This window comes from Mycobacterium sp. DL (genome assembly GCF_039729195.1).
Lineage (GTDB): Bacteria > Actinomycetota > Actinomycetes > Mycobacteriales > Mycobacteriaceae > Mycobacterium > Mycobacterium hippocampi_A.
Genome location: NZ_CP155796.1, coordinates 2,424,209 through 2,441,332, shown reverse-complemented (window position 1 = coordinate 2,441,332; position 17,124 = coordinate 2,424,209). Strand labels below are relative to the sequence as shown.

At 66.5% G+C, this 17,124-nt stretch carries 19 protein-coding genes; 16 read left to right on the top strand and 3 right to left on the bottom strand.

The genetic code is table 11. The features are described from left to right. Complete coding sequence (gene recX / locus ABDC78_RS11775; protein WP_178358584.1) at positions 1-558, bottom strand: recombination regulator RecX; 558 nt, start codon at positions 556-558, stop codon at positions 1-3. Continuing rightward, entirely contained in the window at positions 527-1,576 is a 1,050-nt protein-coding gene (gene recA / locus ABDC78_RS11770) for a recombinase RecA (RefSeq protein ID WP_178358585.1), read from the bottom strand. Before recA ends, recX begins: the two co-directional genes overlap by 32 nt. Before the next feature lie 158 nt (positions 1,577-1,734). Here recA and ABDC78_RS11765 point away from each other — a divergent pair, with 158 nt between their 5' ends. From ABDC78_RS11765 to ABDC78_RS11690, 16 genes are all read left to right on the top strand, one after another. Then, positions 1,735-2,634, top strand: a complete 900-nt coding sequence (locus tag ABDC78_RS11765; protein WP_178358586.1) for an alpha/beta fold hydrolase — start codon at positions 1,735-1,737, stop codon at positions 2,632-2,634. 79 nt (positions 2,635-2,713) lie between these two features. After that, complete coding sequence (locus ABDC78_RS11760; protein ID WP_178358587.1) at positions 2,714-3,043, top strand: hydrogenase maturation nickel metallochaperone HypA; 330 nt, start codon at positions 2,714-2,716, stop codon at positions 3,041-3,043. Positions 3,044-3,045: 2 nt separating this feature from the next. Further along, positions 3,046-3,867 (top strand): hydrogenase nickel incorporation protein HypB, encoded by an 822-nt coding sequence (gene hypB / locus ABDC78_RS11755; RefSeq protein WP_178358588.1) that lies wholly within the window; start codon positions 3,046-3,048, stop codon positions 3,865-3,867. Positions 3,868-3,995: 128 nt separating this feature from the next. Then, positions 3,996-5,051: a hydrogenase expression protein HypE gene (locus tag ABDC78_RS11750; RefSeq protein ID WP_178358589.1), complete on the top strand. Its 1,056-nt coding sequence runs from the start codon at positions 3,996-3,998 to the stop codon at positions 5,049-5,051. An 88-nt stretch (positions 5,052-5,139) separates the two neighbouring features. Next, positions 5,140-6,939: a nickel-dependent hydrogenase large subunit gene (locus tag ABDC78_RS11745; protein WP_178358590.1), complete on the top strand. Its 1,800-nt coding sequence runs from the start codon at positions 5,140-5,142 to the stop codon at positions 6,937-6,939. A gap of 3 nt (positions 6,940-6,942) precedes the next feature. Continuing rightward, positions 6,943-7,896, top strand: coding sequence for a NifU family protein (locus ABDC78_RS11740; RefSeq protein ID WP_178358591.1), 954 nt, complete (start codon positions 6,943-6,945; stop codon positions 7,894-7,896). Further along, positions 7,896-8,534 carry a DUF5947 family protein gene (locus ABDC78_RS11735; RefSeq protein WP_178358592.1) on the top strand — a complete coding sequence of 213 codons (639 nt, stop codon included), beginning with the start codon at positions 7,896-7,898 and terminating at the stop codon, positions 8,532-8,534. The genes ABDC78_RS11740 and ABDC78_RS11735 overlap by 1 nt, the downstream gene beginning before the upstream one ends. Beyond that, positions 8,531-9,184 carry a DUF6084 family protein gene (locus ABDC78_RS11730; RefSeq protein ID WP_178358593.1) on the top strand — a complete coding sequence of 218 codons (654 nt, stop codon included), beginning with the start codon at positions 8,531-8,533 and terminating at the stop codon, positions 9,182-9,184. The genes ABDC78_RS11735 and ABDC78_RS11730 overlap by 4 nt, the downstream gene beginning before the upstream one ends. Next, positions 9,181-10,539 (top strand): hypothetical protein, encoded by a 1,359-nt coding sequence (locus ABDC78_RS11725; RefSeq protein WP_178358594.1) that lies wholly within the window; start codon positions 9,181-9,183, stop codon positions 10,537-10,539. Before ABDC78_RS11730 ends, ABDC78_RS11725 begins: the two co-directional genes overlap by 4 nt. 123 nt (positions 10,540-10,662) lie before the next feature. Next, complete coding sequence (locus ABDC78_RS11720; protein WP_178358619.1) at positions 10,663-11,151, top strand: hydrogenase maturation protease; 489 nt, start codon at positions 10,663-10,665, stop codon at positions 11,149-11,151. Between the two features lie 3 nt (positions 11,152-11,154). After that, entirely contained in the window at positions 11,155-11,397 is a 243-nt protein-coding gene (locus tag ABDC78_RS11715) for a HypC/HybG/HupF family hydrogenase formation chaperone (protein WP_178358595.1), read from the top strand. Then, positions 11,394-13,685, top strand: a complete 2,292-nt coding sequence (gene hypF / locus ABDC78_RS11710; RefSeq protein ID WP_178358596.1) for a carbamoyltransferase HypF — start codon at positions 11,394-11,396, stop codon at positions 13,683-13,685. The genes ABDC78_RS11715 and hypF overlap by 4 nt, the downstream gene beginning before the upstream one ends. Positions 13,686-13,703: 18 nt before the next feature. Next, positions 13,704-14,003 carry a HypC/HybG/HupF family hydrogenase formation chaperone gene (locus ABDC78_RS11705; RefSeq protein WP_178358597.1) on the top strand — a complete coding sequence of 100 codons (300 nt, stop codon included), beginning with the start codon at positions 13,704-13,706 and terminating at the stop codon, positions 14,001-14,003. Beyond that, positions 14,000-15,100, top strand: coding sequence for a hydrogenase formation protein HypD (gene hypD / locus ABDC78_RS11700; protein WP_178358598.1), 1,101 nt, complete (start codon positions 14,000-14,002; stop codon positions 15,098-15,100). The genes ABDC78_RS11705 and hypD overlap by 4 nt, the downstream gene beginning before the upstream one ends. Beyond that, positions 15,093-16,166, top strand: a complete 1,074-nt coding sequence (gene hypE, locus ABDC78_RS11695) for a hydrogenase expression/formation protein HypE (RefSeq protein WP_178358599.1) — start codon at positions 15,093-15,095, stop codon at positions 16,164-16,166. The genes hypD and hypE overlap by 8 nt, the downstream gene beginning before the upstream one ends. After that, positions 16,167-16,916, top strand: a complete 750-nt coding sequence (locus ABDC78_RS11690; protein ID WP_178358600.1) for a DUF6390 family protein — start codon at positions 16,167-16,169, stop codon at positions 16,914-16,916. It abuts the gene before it with no gap. 5 nt (positions 16,917-16,921) lie between these two features. Here ABDC78_RS11690 and ABDC78_RS11685 read toward each other — a convergent pair whose 3' ends face one another. After that, on the bottom strand, positions 16,922-17,116 hold the full coding sequence (locus ABDC78_RS11685) for a DUF3046 domain-containing protein (protein ID WP_178358601.1): 195 nt from the start codon (positions 17,114-17,116) through the stop codon (positions 16,922-16,924). Positions 17,117-17,124: the final 8 nt, after the last annotated feature.

Below are 17,124 nucleotides of genomic sequence, written 5' to 3'. Positions count from 1 at the left end.
CTACACCTTTCGGCGCTCCCTCTCGTTGGCCATCTCCGCGGTCACGACGTCGAGAGCCATGCTCTGGCCGTAGCCGCGACGAGCCAGCATTCCGACGAGCCGACGGGCCACCTTGTTCTGCGCGTCCCTGTCGGACGCATCGCCGAGCTTTTCGCGGCGCAGCTTGTCTCGGACCAGTTGCTCGGCCCGTGCCCGTTCGGCTCCCGCATCGATGCCGGCCAGCGCGGTGGTGATCACCTCGTTGTCGACACCCTTGGTGCGAAGCTCGGAGAGCAAGGCCCGCTTGCTCTTTCCGGCGTTGGCGTGCCTGGAACGCACCCACTGCTCGGCGAAGTCACGGTCATCGATCAGCCCCACGTCGACCAGACGATCCAGCACGGCTGCGCTCACGTCGTCGGCGTAGCCGCGTTTGGCGAGCTGGCCCTCCAGCTCTGCGCGGGTCCGCGCCCGCGCGGTGAGCAGACGCAGGCACAACGCCCGCGCCTGCTCCGCACGTGTGGCCGGCTCGCCGGTCGAATCCGAGCGGCTAGAAGTCGACGGGGGCGGGAAGTGCGTCATCGATCACATCGTCGGTCAACACGGCGCCGATGCCGAGCTTCTCCTTGATCTTCTTCTCGACCTCGGCGGCGATCTCGGGGTTCTCGATCATGAAGTTGCGGGCATTCTCCTTGCCCTGACCCAGTTGCTCACCCTCGTAGGTGAACCAGGAGCCGGACTTGCGGATGAAGCCATGCTCGACACCCATGTCGATGAGCGAGCCCTCCTTGGAGATGCCCTTGCCGTAGAGAATGTCGAACTCGGCCTGCTTGAACGGCGGCGCCACCTTGTTCTTGACGATTTTGGCGCGGGTACGGTTGCCCACCGCGTCGGTACCGTCCTTGAGGGTCTCGATCCGACGCACGTCGATCCGCACCGAGGCGTAGAACTTCAAGGCCTTTCCGCCCGTGGTGGTTTCTGGAGAACCGAACATCACCCCGATCTTCTCGCGGAGCTGGTTGATGAAGATCGCCGTGGTACCCGAGTTGCTCAGCGCACCGGTGAGCTTGCGTAGCGCCTGGCTCATCAGCCGGGCCTGCAGACCGACGTGGCTGTCACCCATCTCGCCTTCGATCTCCGCCCGCGGGACCAGTGCGGCGACCGAGTCGATGACCAGGATGTCCAGCGCGCCGGACCGGATCAACATGTCGGCGATCTCCAGCGCCTGCTCACCGGTGTCCGGCTGGGACACCAGAAGGGCATCGGTGTCGACACCCAACTTCTGGGCGTAGTCCGGATCGAGTGCGTGCTCGGCGTCGATGAACGCGGCGATGCCGCCGGCGGCCTGCGCGTTGGCGACGGCGTGGAGCGCGACGGTGGTCTTGCCCGAGGACTCCGGGCCGTAGATCTCGACGACACGGCCGCGGGGCAGCCCACCGATGCCCAGGGCGACGTCGAGGGCGATCGATCCGGTGGGGATGACCGAGATCGGCGTGCGCACCTCGTCCCCGAGTCGCATCACCGAGCCCTTGCCGTGACTCTTCTCGATCTGAGCGAGAGCCAGCTCCAGAGCCTTCTCGCGGTCGGGCGCTTGCGCCATGGTGGTACCTCTTCCGGTAGTCGTTGTTGACCGGTTCTCGGTCGGTTGGCCGTGACGTTAGATCAGGGCTCCGACAAGTCACTGCGTCGAACGTCCCCCACAGTAGACGAACAGGTGTTCGATACAAGGAGACACGCCGTCGGGCTAGGTTGTCGACCATGACGACGCCACAGGATGTCCGGATTCCGTCGCACGGTGAACAGCTCGCCGCCTACGTCTACCGGCCGCAGTCCACCGACCTCGACCTGCCCTGCATCGTCATGGCCCACGGCTTCAGCGCCACCCGCGACGACGGCCTGCCCGCCTACGCCGAGGCCTTCCGTGACGCCGGCTACGTCGTCGTCCTGTTCGACTACCGGCACTTCGGCGCCTCGACGGGCGAGCCACGGCAGCTGCTCGACATCGGCCGCCAACACGAGGACTACCGCACGGTCATCGCCTGGGCGCGCCGACTCGACGGCATCGATCCGGATCGGATCGTGCTGTGGGGGTCCTCCTTCAGCGGCGGTCACGTCCTCGCCGTGGCTGCGCAGGATCCGAGATTCGCGGCGGTGATCTCCCAGGCGCCGTTCACCGACTCCGTGCCCGCACTGCGCGAGGTCCCGCTCAGGACCGCAGCGGCGCTCACCCTGGCCGGACTCCGCGATCAACTGGACGCGTGGCGCGGACGTCCACCCCGGCTGGTTCCCGTCGTCGGCACCCCGGGCACCGTTGCTGCGATGACATCACCCGGCGCCGACGCCGGCTTCAAGGCGATCGTCGGCCCGGATTCTCTGTGGCACAATACTTTTGCGGCTCGCCTGATGCTGCGGTTCCCGTTCTACCGCCCCGGGCGGAAGACATCGGAGATCCGCATGCCGCTGCTGGTCTGCGTGTGTGAGACCGATACCACCACACCGCCGGGTTCGACGATCAAGGCGGCGCACCGGGCACCGCGTGGCGAACTTCGCCGCTATCCGTACGACCACTTCGACATCTACCACGACCCACGGGTCAAGGCCGACCAGATCGACTTCCTGCGACGCGCGGTGCCGGCCGTCCTGTCGGACCACGCCTGACACCGCTCGCCGCACCGATTCGTGGACGTCGACAGGACACCGGCCTATCGTGGGCTGACCCTGCAAGAACGGTTCGACGATGCACGAAATGGCGATCACCCAGAGTCTTGTCGACACGGTGTGCGAGCACGCCGCAGGCCGGCGCGTGCACAGTGTCCAACTGCAAGTCGGCGCGCTCTGCGCGATTGTGCCCGCGGCGATGGAGTTCTGTTTCGACCTGGTGACCGAAGGGACCGTTGCCGCGGGAGCAAAGCTCGACGTCGACGTCCGACCGGGCGCCGCGCAGTGCCGCACGTGCGCTGCGCGTTTTGAGCTGAGCGACCCGATCCTGTTGTGCCCGTGTGGCAGTGCCGATGTCGAGGTGCTCGAAGGCCGGGACATGAAGATACTCTCGATGGAAGTGAGTTGAGCATGTGCGCAACCTGTGGCTGCGGCGAAGACGGTGCGGTCATCACGCTGGCCGGCCTTCACCACGACGAACACGACGACCACGGTCACGATCACGACGGTCACCGCCATGCCGACCACCCACACGAGCACGAGCACGAGCACCCGCACGAGCACACTCACACCACGACGGTCACCCTGGAGCAGAAGGTCCTCGCGAAGAACGACCTGATCGCCGACGAGAACCGCAGGTGGCTGGCCGAGCGCGACATCCTGGCGCTGAACATGACGAGTTCGCCGGGCGCCGGGAAGACCACGCTCCTCGAACGCACCATTCGCGACCTGGCGGGACAACGGCCGATCGTGGTCATCGAAGGAGATCAAGAGACCCTGCTCGACGCGAATCGCATCCGGGACGCCGGCGCCCGTGCCGTACAGATCAACACCGGCGCGGGCTGCCATCTCGACGCCGAGATGGTGCGCCGTGCCCTCGAGACGCTCGATCCCGAACCGGGATCGCTGCTGTTCATCGAGAACGTCGGCAATCTGGTCTGTCCGGCCATGTTCGACCTCGGGGAGCACAGCAAAGTCGTGGTGATCTCGGTGACCGAGGGCGCCGACAAGCCACTGAAGTACCCCCACATGTTTGCCGCGGCGGGACTGGTCGTCGTCAACAAGACCGACCTGTTGCCCTACGTGGACTTCGACCTCGGCGCGTGCACCGCTTGGGCACGGTCGATCAACGCTGACGTCACCATCCTGCCGCTGTCGGCGTCCACGGGTGATGGCGTCTCCGATTGGTACGACTGGTTCGGATGTCTGGCAGGACAGCCGAGGAGTTGCTAGATGTCGCGAAATCCGTTGACAAGTCAAGGTTGCCGGAGTAGACCTCAAAGTTAGCGCCGCGCAAGTGGGCCGACGGTCGACTCCATTGGCGCAGGGCTCTCCAGCCCAGAGCCCGGAAAGCTGTGACCATGCCGACAGAGGCGGCAGTCAAAGCAGAAGAGGCCTTGATCCACGTGCTGTGGATCAATGCCGGATTGAGTTGTGACGGCGACTCCGTGGCGTTGACTGCCGCCACACAACCGAGCATCGAGGAGATCGCCCTGGGCGCTCTTCCCGGTCTTCCCAAGATCGCCGTGCATTGGCCACTCATCGATTTCGAGTGCGGGCCCAATGGAGGTGCCGACGACTTCCTCGAATGGTTCTTCAAAGCAGACAGAGGCGAACTGGAACCGTTCGTGTTGGTCGTCGAGGGGTCCATCCCCAACGAACAACTCCACGACGATGGGTACTGGTGCGGTTTCGGAAACGACCCCGCAACCGGGCAGCCGATGACCACCAGCGAGTGGCTCGACCGGCTCGCACCCAAGGCGACTGCGATCGTGGCGGTCGGTACCTGCGCCACGTATGGCGGAATCCATGCGATGGCGGGTAATCCAACCGGCGCCATGGGCGTTCCGGACTACCTCGGATGGGAGTGGAAGAGCAAGGCCGGCATCCCGATCGTCTGCGTACCGGGATGCCCGGCGCATCCGGACAACATGGCCGAGACCCTGACCTACCTGCTCTACATGGCGACCGACCAGGCACCGATGATTCCGCTGGACGACGCACTACGGCCACAGTGGTTGTTCGGCCAGACCGTTCACGAGGGGTGCGACCGGGCCGGTTACTACGAGCAGGGTGACTTCGCCACCGAGTACGGCTCACCGAAATGCATTGTGAAGCTTGGTTGCTGGGGTCCGGTCGTCAAGTGCAATGTGCCCAAACGCGGCTGGATCAACGGCATCGGCGGTTGCCCGAACGTGGGCGGCATCTGCATCGGCTGCACCATGCCCGGGTTCCCGGACAAGTTCATGCCGTTCATGGACGAACCGCCGGGCGGCAAGGTCTCCACCGCCGCCTCCGGCCTGTACGGCTCCGTCATCCGCAGCCTGCGCCACGTCACCGGAAAGACCGTTGACAAGGAGCCCAGGTGGCGGCATCCCGGGCGCACACTCGAAACCGGAGCGACCCGTACCTGGTAGGTGCCGGCTACTCCGTGCGCTCCGCGACTCCTCCGGGTGTCGAAAGATTCTCCGGTGCAGCGCCTCTAGACGAAAGAAGTTGAATTCGATGTCGACAACGATCATTCCCGAGCCGTCCCACGTGAAGCGCGATCCCGGACAACTGGTGGAGATGGCATGGGATCCCATCACCCGGATCGTGGGCAGCCTGGGCATCTACACCAAGATCGATTTCGAGAATCGCGAAGTCGTCGAGTGTCACAGCACCTCGTCGATCTTCCGCGGCTACTCCATCTTCATGAAGGGCAAGGATCCCCGCGACGCCCACTTCATCACCAGCCGCATCTGCGGGATCTGCGGCGACAACCACGCCACCTGCTCGTGTTACGCCCAGAACATGGCATACGGCGTGCAGCCGCCGCACATCGCCGAGTGGATCGTCAACCTCGGCGAAGCCGCAGAATACATGTTCGACCACAACATCTTTCAGGAGAACCTGGTCGGGGTCGACTACTGCGAGAAGATGGTCTCCGAGACGAACCCGAGTGTGCTGGCCAAGGCGGAGAACACCCAGGCGGCGCACGCCGGCGAGCACGGGTACCGGACCATCGCCGATATCATGCGCGCGCTCAACCCGTTCACCGGCGACTTCTACCGTGAGGCGTTGCAGGTCAGCCGGTGGACACGAGAGATGTTCTGCCTCATGGAAGGAAGGCACGTCCATCCCTCGACTCTCTACCCGGGCGGGGTGGGCACCACGGCGACGATCCAGTTGATGACCGACTACATGACCCGGCTGATGCGCTACGTCGAGTTCATGAAGAAGGTCGTGCCCATGCACGACGACCTCTTCGACTTCTTCTACGACGCGCTTCCCGGTTATGACCAGGTGGGTCTGCGACGCACGCTGCTGGGGTGCTGGGGGTCGTTCCAGGACCCCGAGCACTGCAACTTCGCCTACAAGGACATGGAGAACTGGGGCCGCAAGATGTTCGTCACCCCGGGCGTGGTGGTCGACGGCAAGCTCGTCACCACGTCGCTGGTGGACATCAACCTCGGTATCCGGATTCTTTTGGGCAGTTCGTACTACGACGACTGGAAAGACCAGGAGATGTTCGTCAAGACCGATCCACTCGGGAACCCGGTGGATCGGCGGCACCCCTGGAACCAGCACACCAACCCCAAGCCGCAGAAGCGCGACTTCGACGACAACTACAGCTGGGTGATGTCGCCGCGCTGGTTCGACGGTACGGACCATCTGGCGCTCGACACCGGTGGCGGACCGCTGGCGCGGCTGTGGTCCACCGCGCTCGCCGGCCTCGTCGACATCGGCTACGTGCGCTCGACCGGTCACAGCGTGCAGATCAACCTGCCGAAGACCGCGCTGAAGGGACCGGTCGAATTCGAGTGGAAGATTCCCCAGTACGGGAGCAACACCATCGAGCGCAACCGGGCCCGCACCTATTTCCAGGCCTACGCCGCGGCCTGCGCGCTGCACTTCGCCGAGAAGGCGCTGGCGGAGATCCGGGCCGGCCGCACGAAGACCTGGGAGAAATTCGAGGTGCCCGACGAGGGCATCGGGTGCGGGTTCACCGAGGCGGTGCGCGGAGTCCTGTCGCACCACATGGTGATCCGTGACGGCAAGATCGCGAACTACCACCCGTACCCACCGACGCCGTGGAATGCGAACCCACGCGACAGTTACGGCACGCCGGGCCCTTACGAGGACGCAGTCCAGGGCCAGCCCATCTTCGAGGAGAACAGCAGGGAGAACTTCAAGGGCATCGACATCATGCGGACGGTCCGCAGTTTCGACCCCTGCCTGCCGTGCGGGGTGCACATGTATCTGGGCGAGGGCAAGAGCCTGGATCTGCTGCACTCCCCCACTCAGTCGGTCACCGGGGAATAGCGGATGGGCCCGTCTGGATCGTCACACCCGGACGAATCCGCGGCGGATGCGCAATGGCGCACGGCGGGCGATCGGATACAGGCGCTGCTCGACGCGACATCGTCGGGCGGCGCCGTCGCGCGCGAACGCGCCGAGCAACTGGTACGCGAAATCACCGATCTCTACGGCGCCGGGCTGGAAAGGCTGTTGGGGCTCGCGGTTCGGGCGAGCCCCGCGATAGCCGACGAACTCGTTGCCGACGACCTGATCGCCAGTCTGCTTCTCGTGCACGGCCTGCACCCGCATCCCGTGGAACGCCGCATCACCGACGCGCTGGACTCCGTGAGGCCCTACCTCGGGTCGCACGGCGGCGACGTGCACTTGCTCAGTGTCGAGGGAGAGCCAGGGAACTTCGCCGTGCGCCTGCGGTTCTCCGGCAGCTGCAAGAGCTGCCCTTCGTCGGCGGTCACCTTGGAACTGGCGGTCGAGGACGCGGTGCGGGCCGCAGCGCCCGAGATCTCGTCCATTGAAGTCGTCCCGCACGAGGAGGATCCCACGGCCGCGGTGATTCCGGCCGCCTCGCTGCTGGATCATGTGCACGCGGTTCGGCATGTACCCGCCGTGTGGCATCCGGTCCCCGCCCTGGCCGAGCTGGTCCCCGGTGAAGTCGGCGGTTTCCACGTGGCCGGGATGACGGTGCTCGCCTGCCGTGTGGGCGATGACGTGTACGCCTACCGGGACCGCTGCGCCGGTTGCCGCGAGTCGCTCGCAGGCGCGGTCCTGCACCGCCGGCTGGCCTCGGCCGATGTGGTGTTGCGGTGCCCCCGCTGCCACGCGCACTTCGACGTCGTGCACGCCGGGGCGTCGGCCGACGAAATCACCGGGAGTGCCCAGCACCTGGACCCGATTCCGGTGCTACTGCGTGACGGCGTGCTGTCGATGGCACTCCCGAGCGCGTCGGCGGAGAGTGTGGCCTGATGACCTCCGGGAGCGCCTACGACGTCCTGGCCCGCATCCGCGCCAACCGGGCGGCACCGCGCCCGGCTGGGGAATCCTGCGAGATGTGCGCCGAACAGATCGCCGACGACCACCGGCATGTGGTCAACGTCGAGGGCCGCCAACTGATGTGCGTCTGCCGTGGCTGCTATCTGCTGTTCACCGACCGGCAAGCCACCCTGCGGTATCGCGCAGTGCCGGACCGCTACCTGGCGTTCCCGGGTTTCGCGCTCGACCGCCGCCGGTGGGAGGCCCTGCAGATTCCGGTCGGACTCGCCTTCTTCTTCCGCAACTCCCACCTCGACCGGACGGTCGCCTTCTATCCCGGCCCCGCAGGGGCCACCGAATCTGAACTGGATCTGGAGTCCTGGAACGACCTTCGCGCTGCCGACCCCCGGGTCGACACCCTGGCCGAAGACACCGAGGCTCTGCTGGTGCGGGTCCCCGACCAGCAGGACGCGCCGCCCGTCTGCCATCTCCTGCCCATCGACGCCTGCTATGAGTTCGTCGGCCGGCTCCGGCTGCTGTGGCGCGGCTTCGACGGCGGGCAGGACGCGCGCCGGTACATGGACGACTTCTTCCAGACCGTCGCCGACCGGAGCAAGGTGATGGTCCGATGACCGGGCCGGCGACCTCGGTGACGTTCGCAGTGCTGGGAGTGGCGCCCGAACCGTACGCGGTGACCCCGGTCCTGACGGCAAGGGTCGGCATCGCCGCAGTCGGCGACGACCCGATCCACGCGATCGCGCTGCGCTGCCAGGTGCGGATCGACCCGATTCGGCGCACCTACTCCGACGCGGAGGCCGCGGGCCTGACCGACCTGTTCGGCACGCGGGAGCGCTGGGCCACCACGCAGCACACCTTCCTCTGGCAGCACACGACCGCCATGGTGCAGGGATTCACCGGAGTCACCCAGATAGGAATGCCGCTGGAGTGCACGTACGACTTCGAGGTGTCGTCGGCGAAGTATCTGCACGCCCTGCGCGATGGCACCGTTGCGTTGCAGTTCCTCTTCAGCGGAACGGTTTTTGTGCAGGGCACCCGTGGCTTCTCCGTCCAGCAGGTGCCGTGGGACCGAGAGGACCGCTACGACATGCCGGTGTCGGTGTGGCGCGACCTGATGCAGCAGCACTTCCCGAACACCGGCTGGCTACGGCTGGACCGCAGTACCGTCGACGCGCTCGCCCACTACAGGTCGACCCACGGGCTGCTGTCGCAGGACGAGGCCATCATGTCGCTGCTCGCCCGGTCGAGCGAGGACGTGCAATGACGAATTGGGACCGGGCCCGCGCGGTCGCCGACGCCGTCCTCTACGAGGGCTATCTGCTCTACCCCTACCGCGCGACGTCGGCGAAGAACCAGTCCCGCTGGCAGTTCGGGGTGCTCGGTCCGCAGGATGCCGAACAGCGTGGCATCGGCGAGAACGACGGCCTCTGGGCGGACGTGCTGGTGCGACCGGGCGATACGGCGGCGCTGTCTGTTGTGGTCCGTTTCCTGCAGCTGCAGCATCGGGCGGTCGAACGGGCCACCGGCGATGGTCGTTTCGAGCCGGTCGGTGAAATCGTCAGCGGTGACCGATCGTGGCTCACGTGGGACGAAGCCGTCGAACACGAGATCCCGTTCGGTCCCTTCAGCGTCGCCGCACTGGCTGACACGCCGAGACTCCCGCTGGCGGTACCGCGTACCGAAGAGATCGAGACCATCGACGGCGGGCGACTGCTGAGGACCAGGCGCGAACTCCGCGCCGAGGTGACGCTGTCGGCCGAACCCGACGACGGGCTGATCCGGGTGCGTATGGCGGTGCGCAATATCTCCCCACCCGCAGACGACAAGGACGACGCGATCGCGATGTCCCTGATCGGCACCCATGTGCTCACCGAAGTGCACGGTGGACAATTCGTCTCGCTACTCGAACCCCCACCCGAGGCCATCGACGCGGTGTCACGGTGCCGACGCCACCGCTGCTTCCCGGTGCTGGCCGGACCTGCTGATGCCACCGACCTGATGCTGATCTCGCCGATCATCCTGTACGACCATCCCGAGATCGCGGAACAGAGCGACGGCGCGCTCTTCGACTCGTGCGAGATCGACGAGATACTCACGCTGCGGATCATGACGATGACCGATGAGGAGAAGGCCCAGGCCCGCGCCACCGATCCGCTGGCAGCCCAGATCATCGACCGGTGCGACACGATGTCGGCCGAGGCCCTGCTCAACCTGCACGGTGTGCTGCGCGATCCGCATGCCCACGTTGCCGATCCGGGGCTGATCCCCGAAATCCCCGACGGCGTCGACTGGTGGGACCCGATGGCGGACAACGCCGTCAACCCCGGGGTGGACGCCGTGCTGGTGAACGGAATCCGGGTGAGCGCAGGCACCCGTGTTCGGCTGCGGCCCACCCGGCGCGCCGACGCGCAGGATCTGTTCTACAGGGACCGCGTCGCGCGGGTGACGGCGGTGCACGAGACCGTCGACGGAGAAACTCACGTCGGCGTGGTGATCGAGGACGACCCGGCTGCCGACCTGCACGAGTGGTACGGCCGCTACCTGTACTTCGCACCTGACGAAGTGGAACCTCTCGAAACGCAGGATCTCAGCCCGGAAAGGAGTTCGAGATGGAGGTAGTCGGCTGGATCGCCACGGGAGTTGTGGCAGTGGTCGTCGTGGTGGCCGTGATGGTTGGTGTGCGGTCGGTACCGGATGCCAAGCGTTATCTGAAGATGCGCCGGATGTAGCAGCGAGGCAGACATCAAGCCCACCACGCTGGTAGCCGGTATCGGCAACATCTTCCTCGGCGACGACGGTTTCGGACCCGAGGTGTTGCGCCATGTCGCGCCACTCCTCAGCGACCCGGCAGTGCGTGCAACCGATTACGGTATCCGGGGCATGCACCTGGCGTACGACCTGCTCGACGGGTACGACGCGCTGGTGCTCGTCGATGCGATACCGGATCGCGGTACACCCGGCGCCGTGCACGTCTTCGAGGCCGATCATGGGAGCCTCTCGGCGGCAACCGGTCTCGATGCCCATGCGATGGATCCAGCAGCAGTGTTCGCAAGCCTCAACGCACTCGGCGGCAGCCCGCCCTACACCGTGGTGATCGGTTGCGAAGTGGTCTGTATCGAGGAGCACATCGGCCTTTCCGACGCCGTTGCATCCGCAGTTCCCGCCGCGGTCCGCGAGGTCATGAACGTGGTGGCTGGGCTGTCGGCACGCACCACGGCACGGGAGGGCTGAGCGATGTGCCTGGGGATTCCCGGACGGGTCCTGCACCTGCTCGACGGTTACGGCGGTCAACTCGCCCTCGTCGACGTCGCAGGTGAGGCGCGCAAGGTCAACATCGGCATGCTGCCCGGGGAGACATTCGAGGCAGGCGACTGGGTTGTCATCCACATGGGCTTCGTCGTGGAGAAGACCGACGAAGCGGGGGCGGATGCTGCGTTGGCCGGCCTGAAGTTGATGGGCAGCGGGGACTCGCCGTGACGGGCCGATGCCGGCGGCGGATCGGCGTGAGCGGTGTGGTCCAGGGTGTCGGATTCCGGCCCTTCGTGTACACCACCGCCGCGGCGGCCGGCCTGTCCGGCACGGTGCGCAACGACAGTTCCGGTGCCGTGATCGAGGTCGAGGGCGATCCAGACGATGTCGACGGTTTTCTCGACCTGCTGCGTGCTGACCCGCCCCCGCTGGCAGTCATCGAAGCTGTTGATGTCCAGAACATTCCGACTATCGGCGGCACCGGCTTCCGGATCGAGGACACGTCCCGTTCGGGCGGCGGTCGCACCCTCGTCTCCCCCGATGTGGCGATGTGCGCGGATTGCCGGGCGGAACAGCACGACCCGTCGAACCGTCGATACCGGCACGCCTTCGTCAACTGCACGAACTGCGGTCCGCGCTTCACGCTCATCGCCGGGGTGCCCTACGACCGCGCCAACACCACCATGGCCGGCTTCCCGATGTGCGCGGACTGCGCGGCGGAGTACACCGATCCGACCGACCGCCGGTTCCACGCCCAACCGGTGTGCTGCCCGAACTGCGGCCCGCGCCTGTCCTACAGAGACCGACGGCACCGACGCACGGACGGCGAGGACGGCCTGCGACGCGCCCGGCGATTGCTGCGGGACGGCGGCATCCTGGCGGTCAAGGGGATCGGGGGCTACCACCTGGCATGCGACGCCGCGAACGACATTGCGGTGTCTGAGCTGCGCCGCCGTAAACAGCGCGGAGACAAGCCCTTTGCCGTGATGGTTGCGGATCTGCCGGCGGCGCGCACGCTGTGTGTCTTCGACGGGGCCGCGCAGCGACTGTTGTCGGGTACGCAGCGACCGATCGTACTGGCAGTCCGGTCACCGGACGCCCCGGTCGCCGACTCGGTGGCGCCACACAATCCTGATCTGGGCGTGATGCTGGCCTACGCCCCGCTGCACACACTGCTGTTCGGGCTTCCCGGTGACGAACCGGGGCCCGCCACCTTGGTGATGACATCCGGAAACCGCGGTGGTGAACCGATCTGCTATCGCGATGATGATGCGGCAGAACGCCTTTCGGATCTGGCCGACGGTTGGCTGCTGCACGATCGGCCGATCCTGGTGCCGTGCGACGACTCGGTGGTACGGGTGGTGAGCGGCGTCGAACTGCCGATCCGGCGCTCGCGCGGGTATGCACCCCTGCCGATCGCGCTGCCGGTGTCCGTGCCCCCGACACTCGCGGTCGGCGCGGATCTGAAGAACACCATGGGGCTCGCCGAGGGCCGGTATGCGTGGCTGAGCCAGCACATCGGCGACATGGACGACCTCGCCACCCTGTCTGCGTTCGGCGCGGCGACAGCCCACCTCGGTGCGCTGACAGGAGTGCGACCGGAGATCCTGGTCGCCGACGCGCATCCCCGATACCGGTCCACTTCCTGGGCGCACCGCCACGCCGATGGCCGGCCGGTGCGCACCGTTCAACACCACCACGCCCACATCGCGGCGGTGATGGCCGAACACGGTCTGGACGGTTCCGGGCAGGTGCTCGGCTTCGCGTTCGACGGCACCGGTTACGGGACCGACGGCGCGGTCTGGGGCGGTGAGGTCCTGCTCGCCGACTACAAGGGCTTCCAACGGATCGCGCACATGAAATACGTTCCCCTGCCGGGCGGGGACGTGAGTGTGCTCCGACCCTACCGCATGGCCATGGCACACCTGTGGGCCGCCGGTGTGCCGTGGGCCGACGACCTGCCACCTGTTCGTGCCTGCCCGCCGGACGAGACCGCCGTACTGCTGCATCAACTCGAGACCGGGTTGGGCTGTGCCCCGACCTCCAGCATGGGCAGGCTGTTCGATGCGGTGGCCGCGCTGGCCGGGGTCCGCCAGGTGGTGGACTACGAAGCACAGGCGGCCATCGAACTGGAAGGCCTGTCGCGAGGCGCGGATCCGGGCGGGCTGCAGTACCGCTTCCTTATCGACTTCGCACCCGGCGCCACCGCGCTGATCGATCCCGCACCGCTCCTGAACGCCGTCGTCGACGATGTGCGCACCGGAGTTTCCTGCGGCGTGATCGGCGCCCGGTTCCACGCCGCCGTCGCCCGGTTGATCGTCTCTCTCACCGCAGAGTTCGCGACCGAAGGCGCGACGGTCGCCTTGTCGGGCGGCGTGTTCCAGAACGCCTTGCTCCTGGAGAACTCGATCACAGCTCTGCGCGACAACGGTTTCGAGGTCATCACCCATCGTCGGGTACCGCCCAACGATGGCGGCATCGCGCTGGGACAGATCATGGTCGGAACCTCGGGGTAGCAGAAAGGAGAACGTCTCATGTGCCTGGCCGTACCGGGAAAGATTCTGCGGTTGGTGGACCGCGACGGCACGCTGATGTCGGTTGTCGACTTCGGCGGCGTCCAAAAGGACGTCTGCCTGGAGTACATACCCGACGCCCGGGTGGGCGAATACGTGGTGGTCCATGTCGGGTTCGCGATTCAGCGTCTCGACGAGGAATCCGCGATCCAGACTCTGGCCGAGTTCGAGCGTCTCGGGGTGCTCCGGGAGGAATTCGGCGACGGGTTCGACCTGGCCGCGCAGCAGGCGGGCCTGACCAATCCTGAGGTGACGCGATGAAGTATCTGGACGAGTTCAGCGATCCTGAACTGGCGGGAAAGCTACTCGATCAAATCCGGGCGGCGACCAGTAGGCGGTGGGCCATCATGGAAGTCTGTGGTGGACAAACCCATTCGATCATCCGGCATGGCATCGACCAGCTGCTGCCCGATGAGATCGAGATGATTCACGGCCCGGGCTGCCCGGTGTGCGTGACGCCGTTGGAGATCATCGACAAAGCGCTGGAAATCGCGTCCCGGCCCGACGTGATCTTCTGTTCGTTCGGTGACATGCTGCGGGTTCCGGGCAGCGGCAAGGACCTGTTCCGGATCAAGAGCGAGGGCGGCGACGTGCGGGTGGTCTATTCACCGCTGGATGCACTCACCATCGCCAAGGACAATCCCGGCAAGCAGGTGGTGTTCTTCGGGATCGGTTTCGAGACCACCGCCCCCGCCAACGCGATGACGGTGTATCAAGCCAAACGTCTTGGCATCAGGAACTTCTCGCTTCTGGTATCGCACGTGCTCGTCCCGCCCGCCATCGCGGCGATCATGGAGTCTCCGACCTGCCGGGTGCAGGCGTTCCTGGCCGCAGGCCATGTCTGCTCTGTGATGGGTACCGCCGAATACCCGCCTTTGTGCGACAGATATGCCGTTCCGATCGTGGTCACCGGCTTCGAGCCACTGGACATCCTCGAGGGTATCCGGCGCACCGTGCTGCAACTGGAGTCCGGGCGACATGAGATGGAGAACGCGTACCCACGTGCGGTGCGGGCCGAAGGCAACGCCCCTGCAAAGGCGATGCTGCTCGATGTGTTCGACGTGACGGACCGGGCCTGGCGCGGCATCGGGGTGATCCCGTCGAGCGGCTGGCGGCTGTCCGCGGAGTACCGCGACTTCGACGCCGAGCACCGGTTCGCGGTCACCGACATCCACACCGAGGAGTCGGCGGTGTGCCGGTCGGGCGAGGTGCTGCAGGGCCTGATCAAGCCGCACGAATGTTCGGCGTTCGGCACATCGTGCACACCGCGGAACCCGTTGGGCGCCACCATGGTCTCGTCCGAGGGCGCGTGCGCGGCCTACTACCTGTACCGCCGGCTGGAGGTGACGCATGCCTGAGACTTCCGGACCGACGGCGATCGACATCGAAGCGTGGGTGTGCCCCGCACCTCTGCGGGATGCGCCCAACATCCTGATGGGACACGGCGGCGGCGGGGCGATGTCCGCCGAGCTGATCGAGCACCTGTTCCTGCCGGCATTCGGTTCGGCGGCGGACGCCGCGATGGGCGACTCCGCGGTACTGCGGGTCGGCTCCGAGAGGTTGGCCTTCTCCACCGACTCGTATGTGGTCAAGCCGTTGTTCTTCCCCGGCGGCAGCATCGGCGATCTGGCGGTGAACGGCACGGTCAACGACCTGGCAATGGCCGGAGCTCAGCCGATGGCGCTGTCCACCGCGTTCATCCTCGAGGAGGGCACGGCACTGGCCGAACTCGCGCGGGTCGCGCACGCGGTGGGGACCGCGGCGCTGGCGGCCGGGGTGAGGTTGGTGACCGGTGACACCAAGGTGGTCGACTCCGGGCACGGTGACGGCGTCTACATCAACACCGCGGGCATCGGCCTGGTCGACCAGCGCGCCGACATCCGCCCCGAGCGGGCTCGCCCCGGTGATGTGGTGATCGTCAGCGGCGATATCGGCGTGCACGGGGTGGCCGTGATGAGCTGCCGCGAGGGTCTCGAGTTCAGCACCGCCGTCGCCAGCGACAGCGCACCGTTGCACGGTCTGGTGGCGGCGATGATCAACACCGGCGCCGACATCCACACCTTGCGCGACCCCACCAGGGGCGGCGTCGGGGCGACGCTGAACGAGATCGCCAAAGCCGCCGGTGTGGGAATCTCGTTGATCGAGCGGTCCATTCCCATTCCCGGCGATGTTCGCGACGCCTGCGGACTGTTGGGCCTCGATCCGCTCTATGTCGCCAACGAAGGCAAGCTGATCGCCTTCGTCGCACCCGAAGACGCCGACCGGGTGCTCGCCGCGATGCACGCCCACCCCCACGGCGGCGGCGCCGCGATCATCGGTGATTGTGGTGCCGAACACCCGGGGATGGTGGTGGCGCGTACCGCACTCGGCGGCACCCGGGTTGTCGACCTGCCCATCGGCGAACAACTTCCACGGATCTGCTGAATGGCGGCGACGGGCGGCCGTGCCCATCCTGGACACGCACTGTTTGCCAGGTACGCCTACCCGCCCAACGAACTCGGGTACTGCGGCCCGCCCGGCACCGGGAACCTGCCCGGCCGGGATGTAACGGAGCTGGCCGACTATGCCCGCGAGTTCGACGGCGCATGGCCCTACCTCCGCGCCATCGCCGATGCGGCCGGCCGGCCGGATCCCCTCGACGAACAGGTCGTACGCAGCTACTGGGTGGGCGGGCAGCTGCTGGATCACGTCGATCCCTCGGCGCTGCTGGCCCGACTCCGGGATGCGTTCAGTCGCCAGGTGACGGGCCTGCTCGCCGAGGTCGCGCCTGACAACGCCGTGGCCAATCACAGCTTTCACGTCTTCGTGGTGTACCCGTGGGCGCGTTTTCTGGATCGCGACCCCACCACGCCGTTGAAGGTCATGCAGGACTGCAGGATTCGCTGGGGTCTCGTTGACGAGGTCCGCGACGATCACGCCGTGATCATTTCGCGGCCGCTGACTTTCCAATCCGGTGCGCTCGGCCTAGGTCCGCCGGCCGCCGAGCAGGTGCGGTGGCGCAGGAACGGAGCGTCGTTGGCGCCCGCGCCGAAGCGTGGGCAGATGGTGGCTGCGCACTGGGACTGGATCTGCGGACCGTTGACCGCCGCAGAGGTCACCGACCTCGAAGCGGCGACCCAACGGACTCTGACACTGGTCAACGTCGCGCTGCCGAGCCTGGACAGCAGTGTGTGACATTTTCACCACTGATCGCGTGGGACCTCGAAGTCCGCGCACAGCGCCCGCCACACCTCGCGGGGATCCACCCCGTCCTCGATGGCCTGGGCCCCGGTGCGACCACCCAGGCTTGTCAGCACGTGGTCGACCAACATCGACGACGCCCGAATCGCACCGAACTGGCGCTCCACGAGCTCAGAGAATTCCGTCAGCCGCACAGGCCCAA

Bases quoted from the DNA above. Each gene is read 5' to 3' on its own strand.
- ABDC78_RS11750 (WP_178358589.1), top strand. From the start codon at position 3,996: ATGCCGACAGAGGCGGCAGTCAAAGCAGAAGAGGCCTTGATCCACGTG.
- ABDC78_RS11730 (WP_178358593.1), top strand. From the start codon at position 8,531: ATGACCGGGCCGGCGACCTCGGTGACGTTCGCAGTGCTGGGAGTGGCG.
- ABDC78_RS11715 (WP_178358595.1), top strand. From the start codon at position 11,155: ATGTGCCTGGGGATTCCCGGACGGGTCCTGCACCTGCTCGACGGTTAC.
- ABDC78_RS11765 (WP_178358586.1), top strand. From the start codon at position 1,735: ATGACGACGCCACAGGATGTCCGGATTCCGTCGCACGGTGAACAGCTC.
- hypB (WP_178358588.1), top strand. From the start codon at position 3,046: ATGTGCGCAACCTGTGGCTGCGGCGAAGACGGTGCGGTCATCACGCTG.
- ABDC78_RS11760 (WP_178358587.1), top strand. From the start codon at position 2,714: ATGCACGAAATGGCGATCACCCAGAGTCTTGTCGACACGGTGTGCGAG.
- ABDC78_RS11740 (WP_178358591.1), top strand. From the start codon at position 6,943: ATGGGCCCGTCTGGATCGTCACACCCGGACGAATCCGCGGCGGATGCG.
- ABDC78_RS11690 (WP_178358600.1), top strand. From the start codon at position 16,167: ATGGCGGCGACGGGCGGCCGTGCCCATCCTGGACACGCACTGTTTGCC.
- ABDC78_RS11725 (WP_178358594.1), top strand. From the start codon at position 9,181: ATGACGAATTGGGACCGGGCCCGCGCGGTCGCCGACGCCGTCCTCTAC.
- hypE (WP_178358599.1), top strand. From the start codon at position 15,093: ATGCCTGAGACTTCCGGACCGACGGCGATCGACATCGAAGCGTGGGTG.
- ABDC78_RS11735 (WP_178358592.1), top strand. From the start codon at position 7,896: ATGACCTCCGGGAGCGCCTACGACGTCCTGGCCCGCATCCGCGCCAAC.
- recX (WP_178358584.1), bottom strand. From the start codon at position 558: ATGACGCACTTCCCGCCCCCGTCGACTTCTAGCCGCTCGGATTCGACC.
- ABDC78_RS11745 (WP_178358590.1), top strand. From the start codon at position 5,140: ATGTCGACAACGATCATTCCCGAGCCGTCCCACGTGAAGCGCGATCCC.
- ABDC78_RS11705 (WP_178358597.1), top strand. From the start codon at position 13,704: ATGTGCCTGGCCGTACCGGGAAAGATTCTGCGGTTGGTGGACCGCGAC.
- recA (WP_178358585.1), bottom strand. From the start codon at position 1,576: ATGGCGCAAGCGCCCGACCGCGAGAAGGCTCTGGAGCTGGCTCTCGCT.
- hypD (WP_178358598.1), top strand. From the start codon at position 14,000: ATGAAGTATCTGGACGAGTTCAGCGATCCTGAACTGGCGGGAAAGCTA.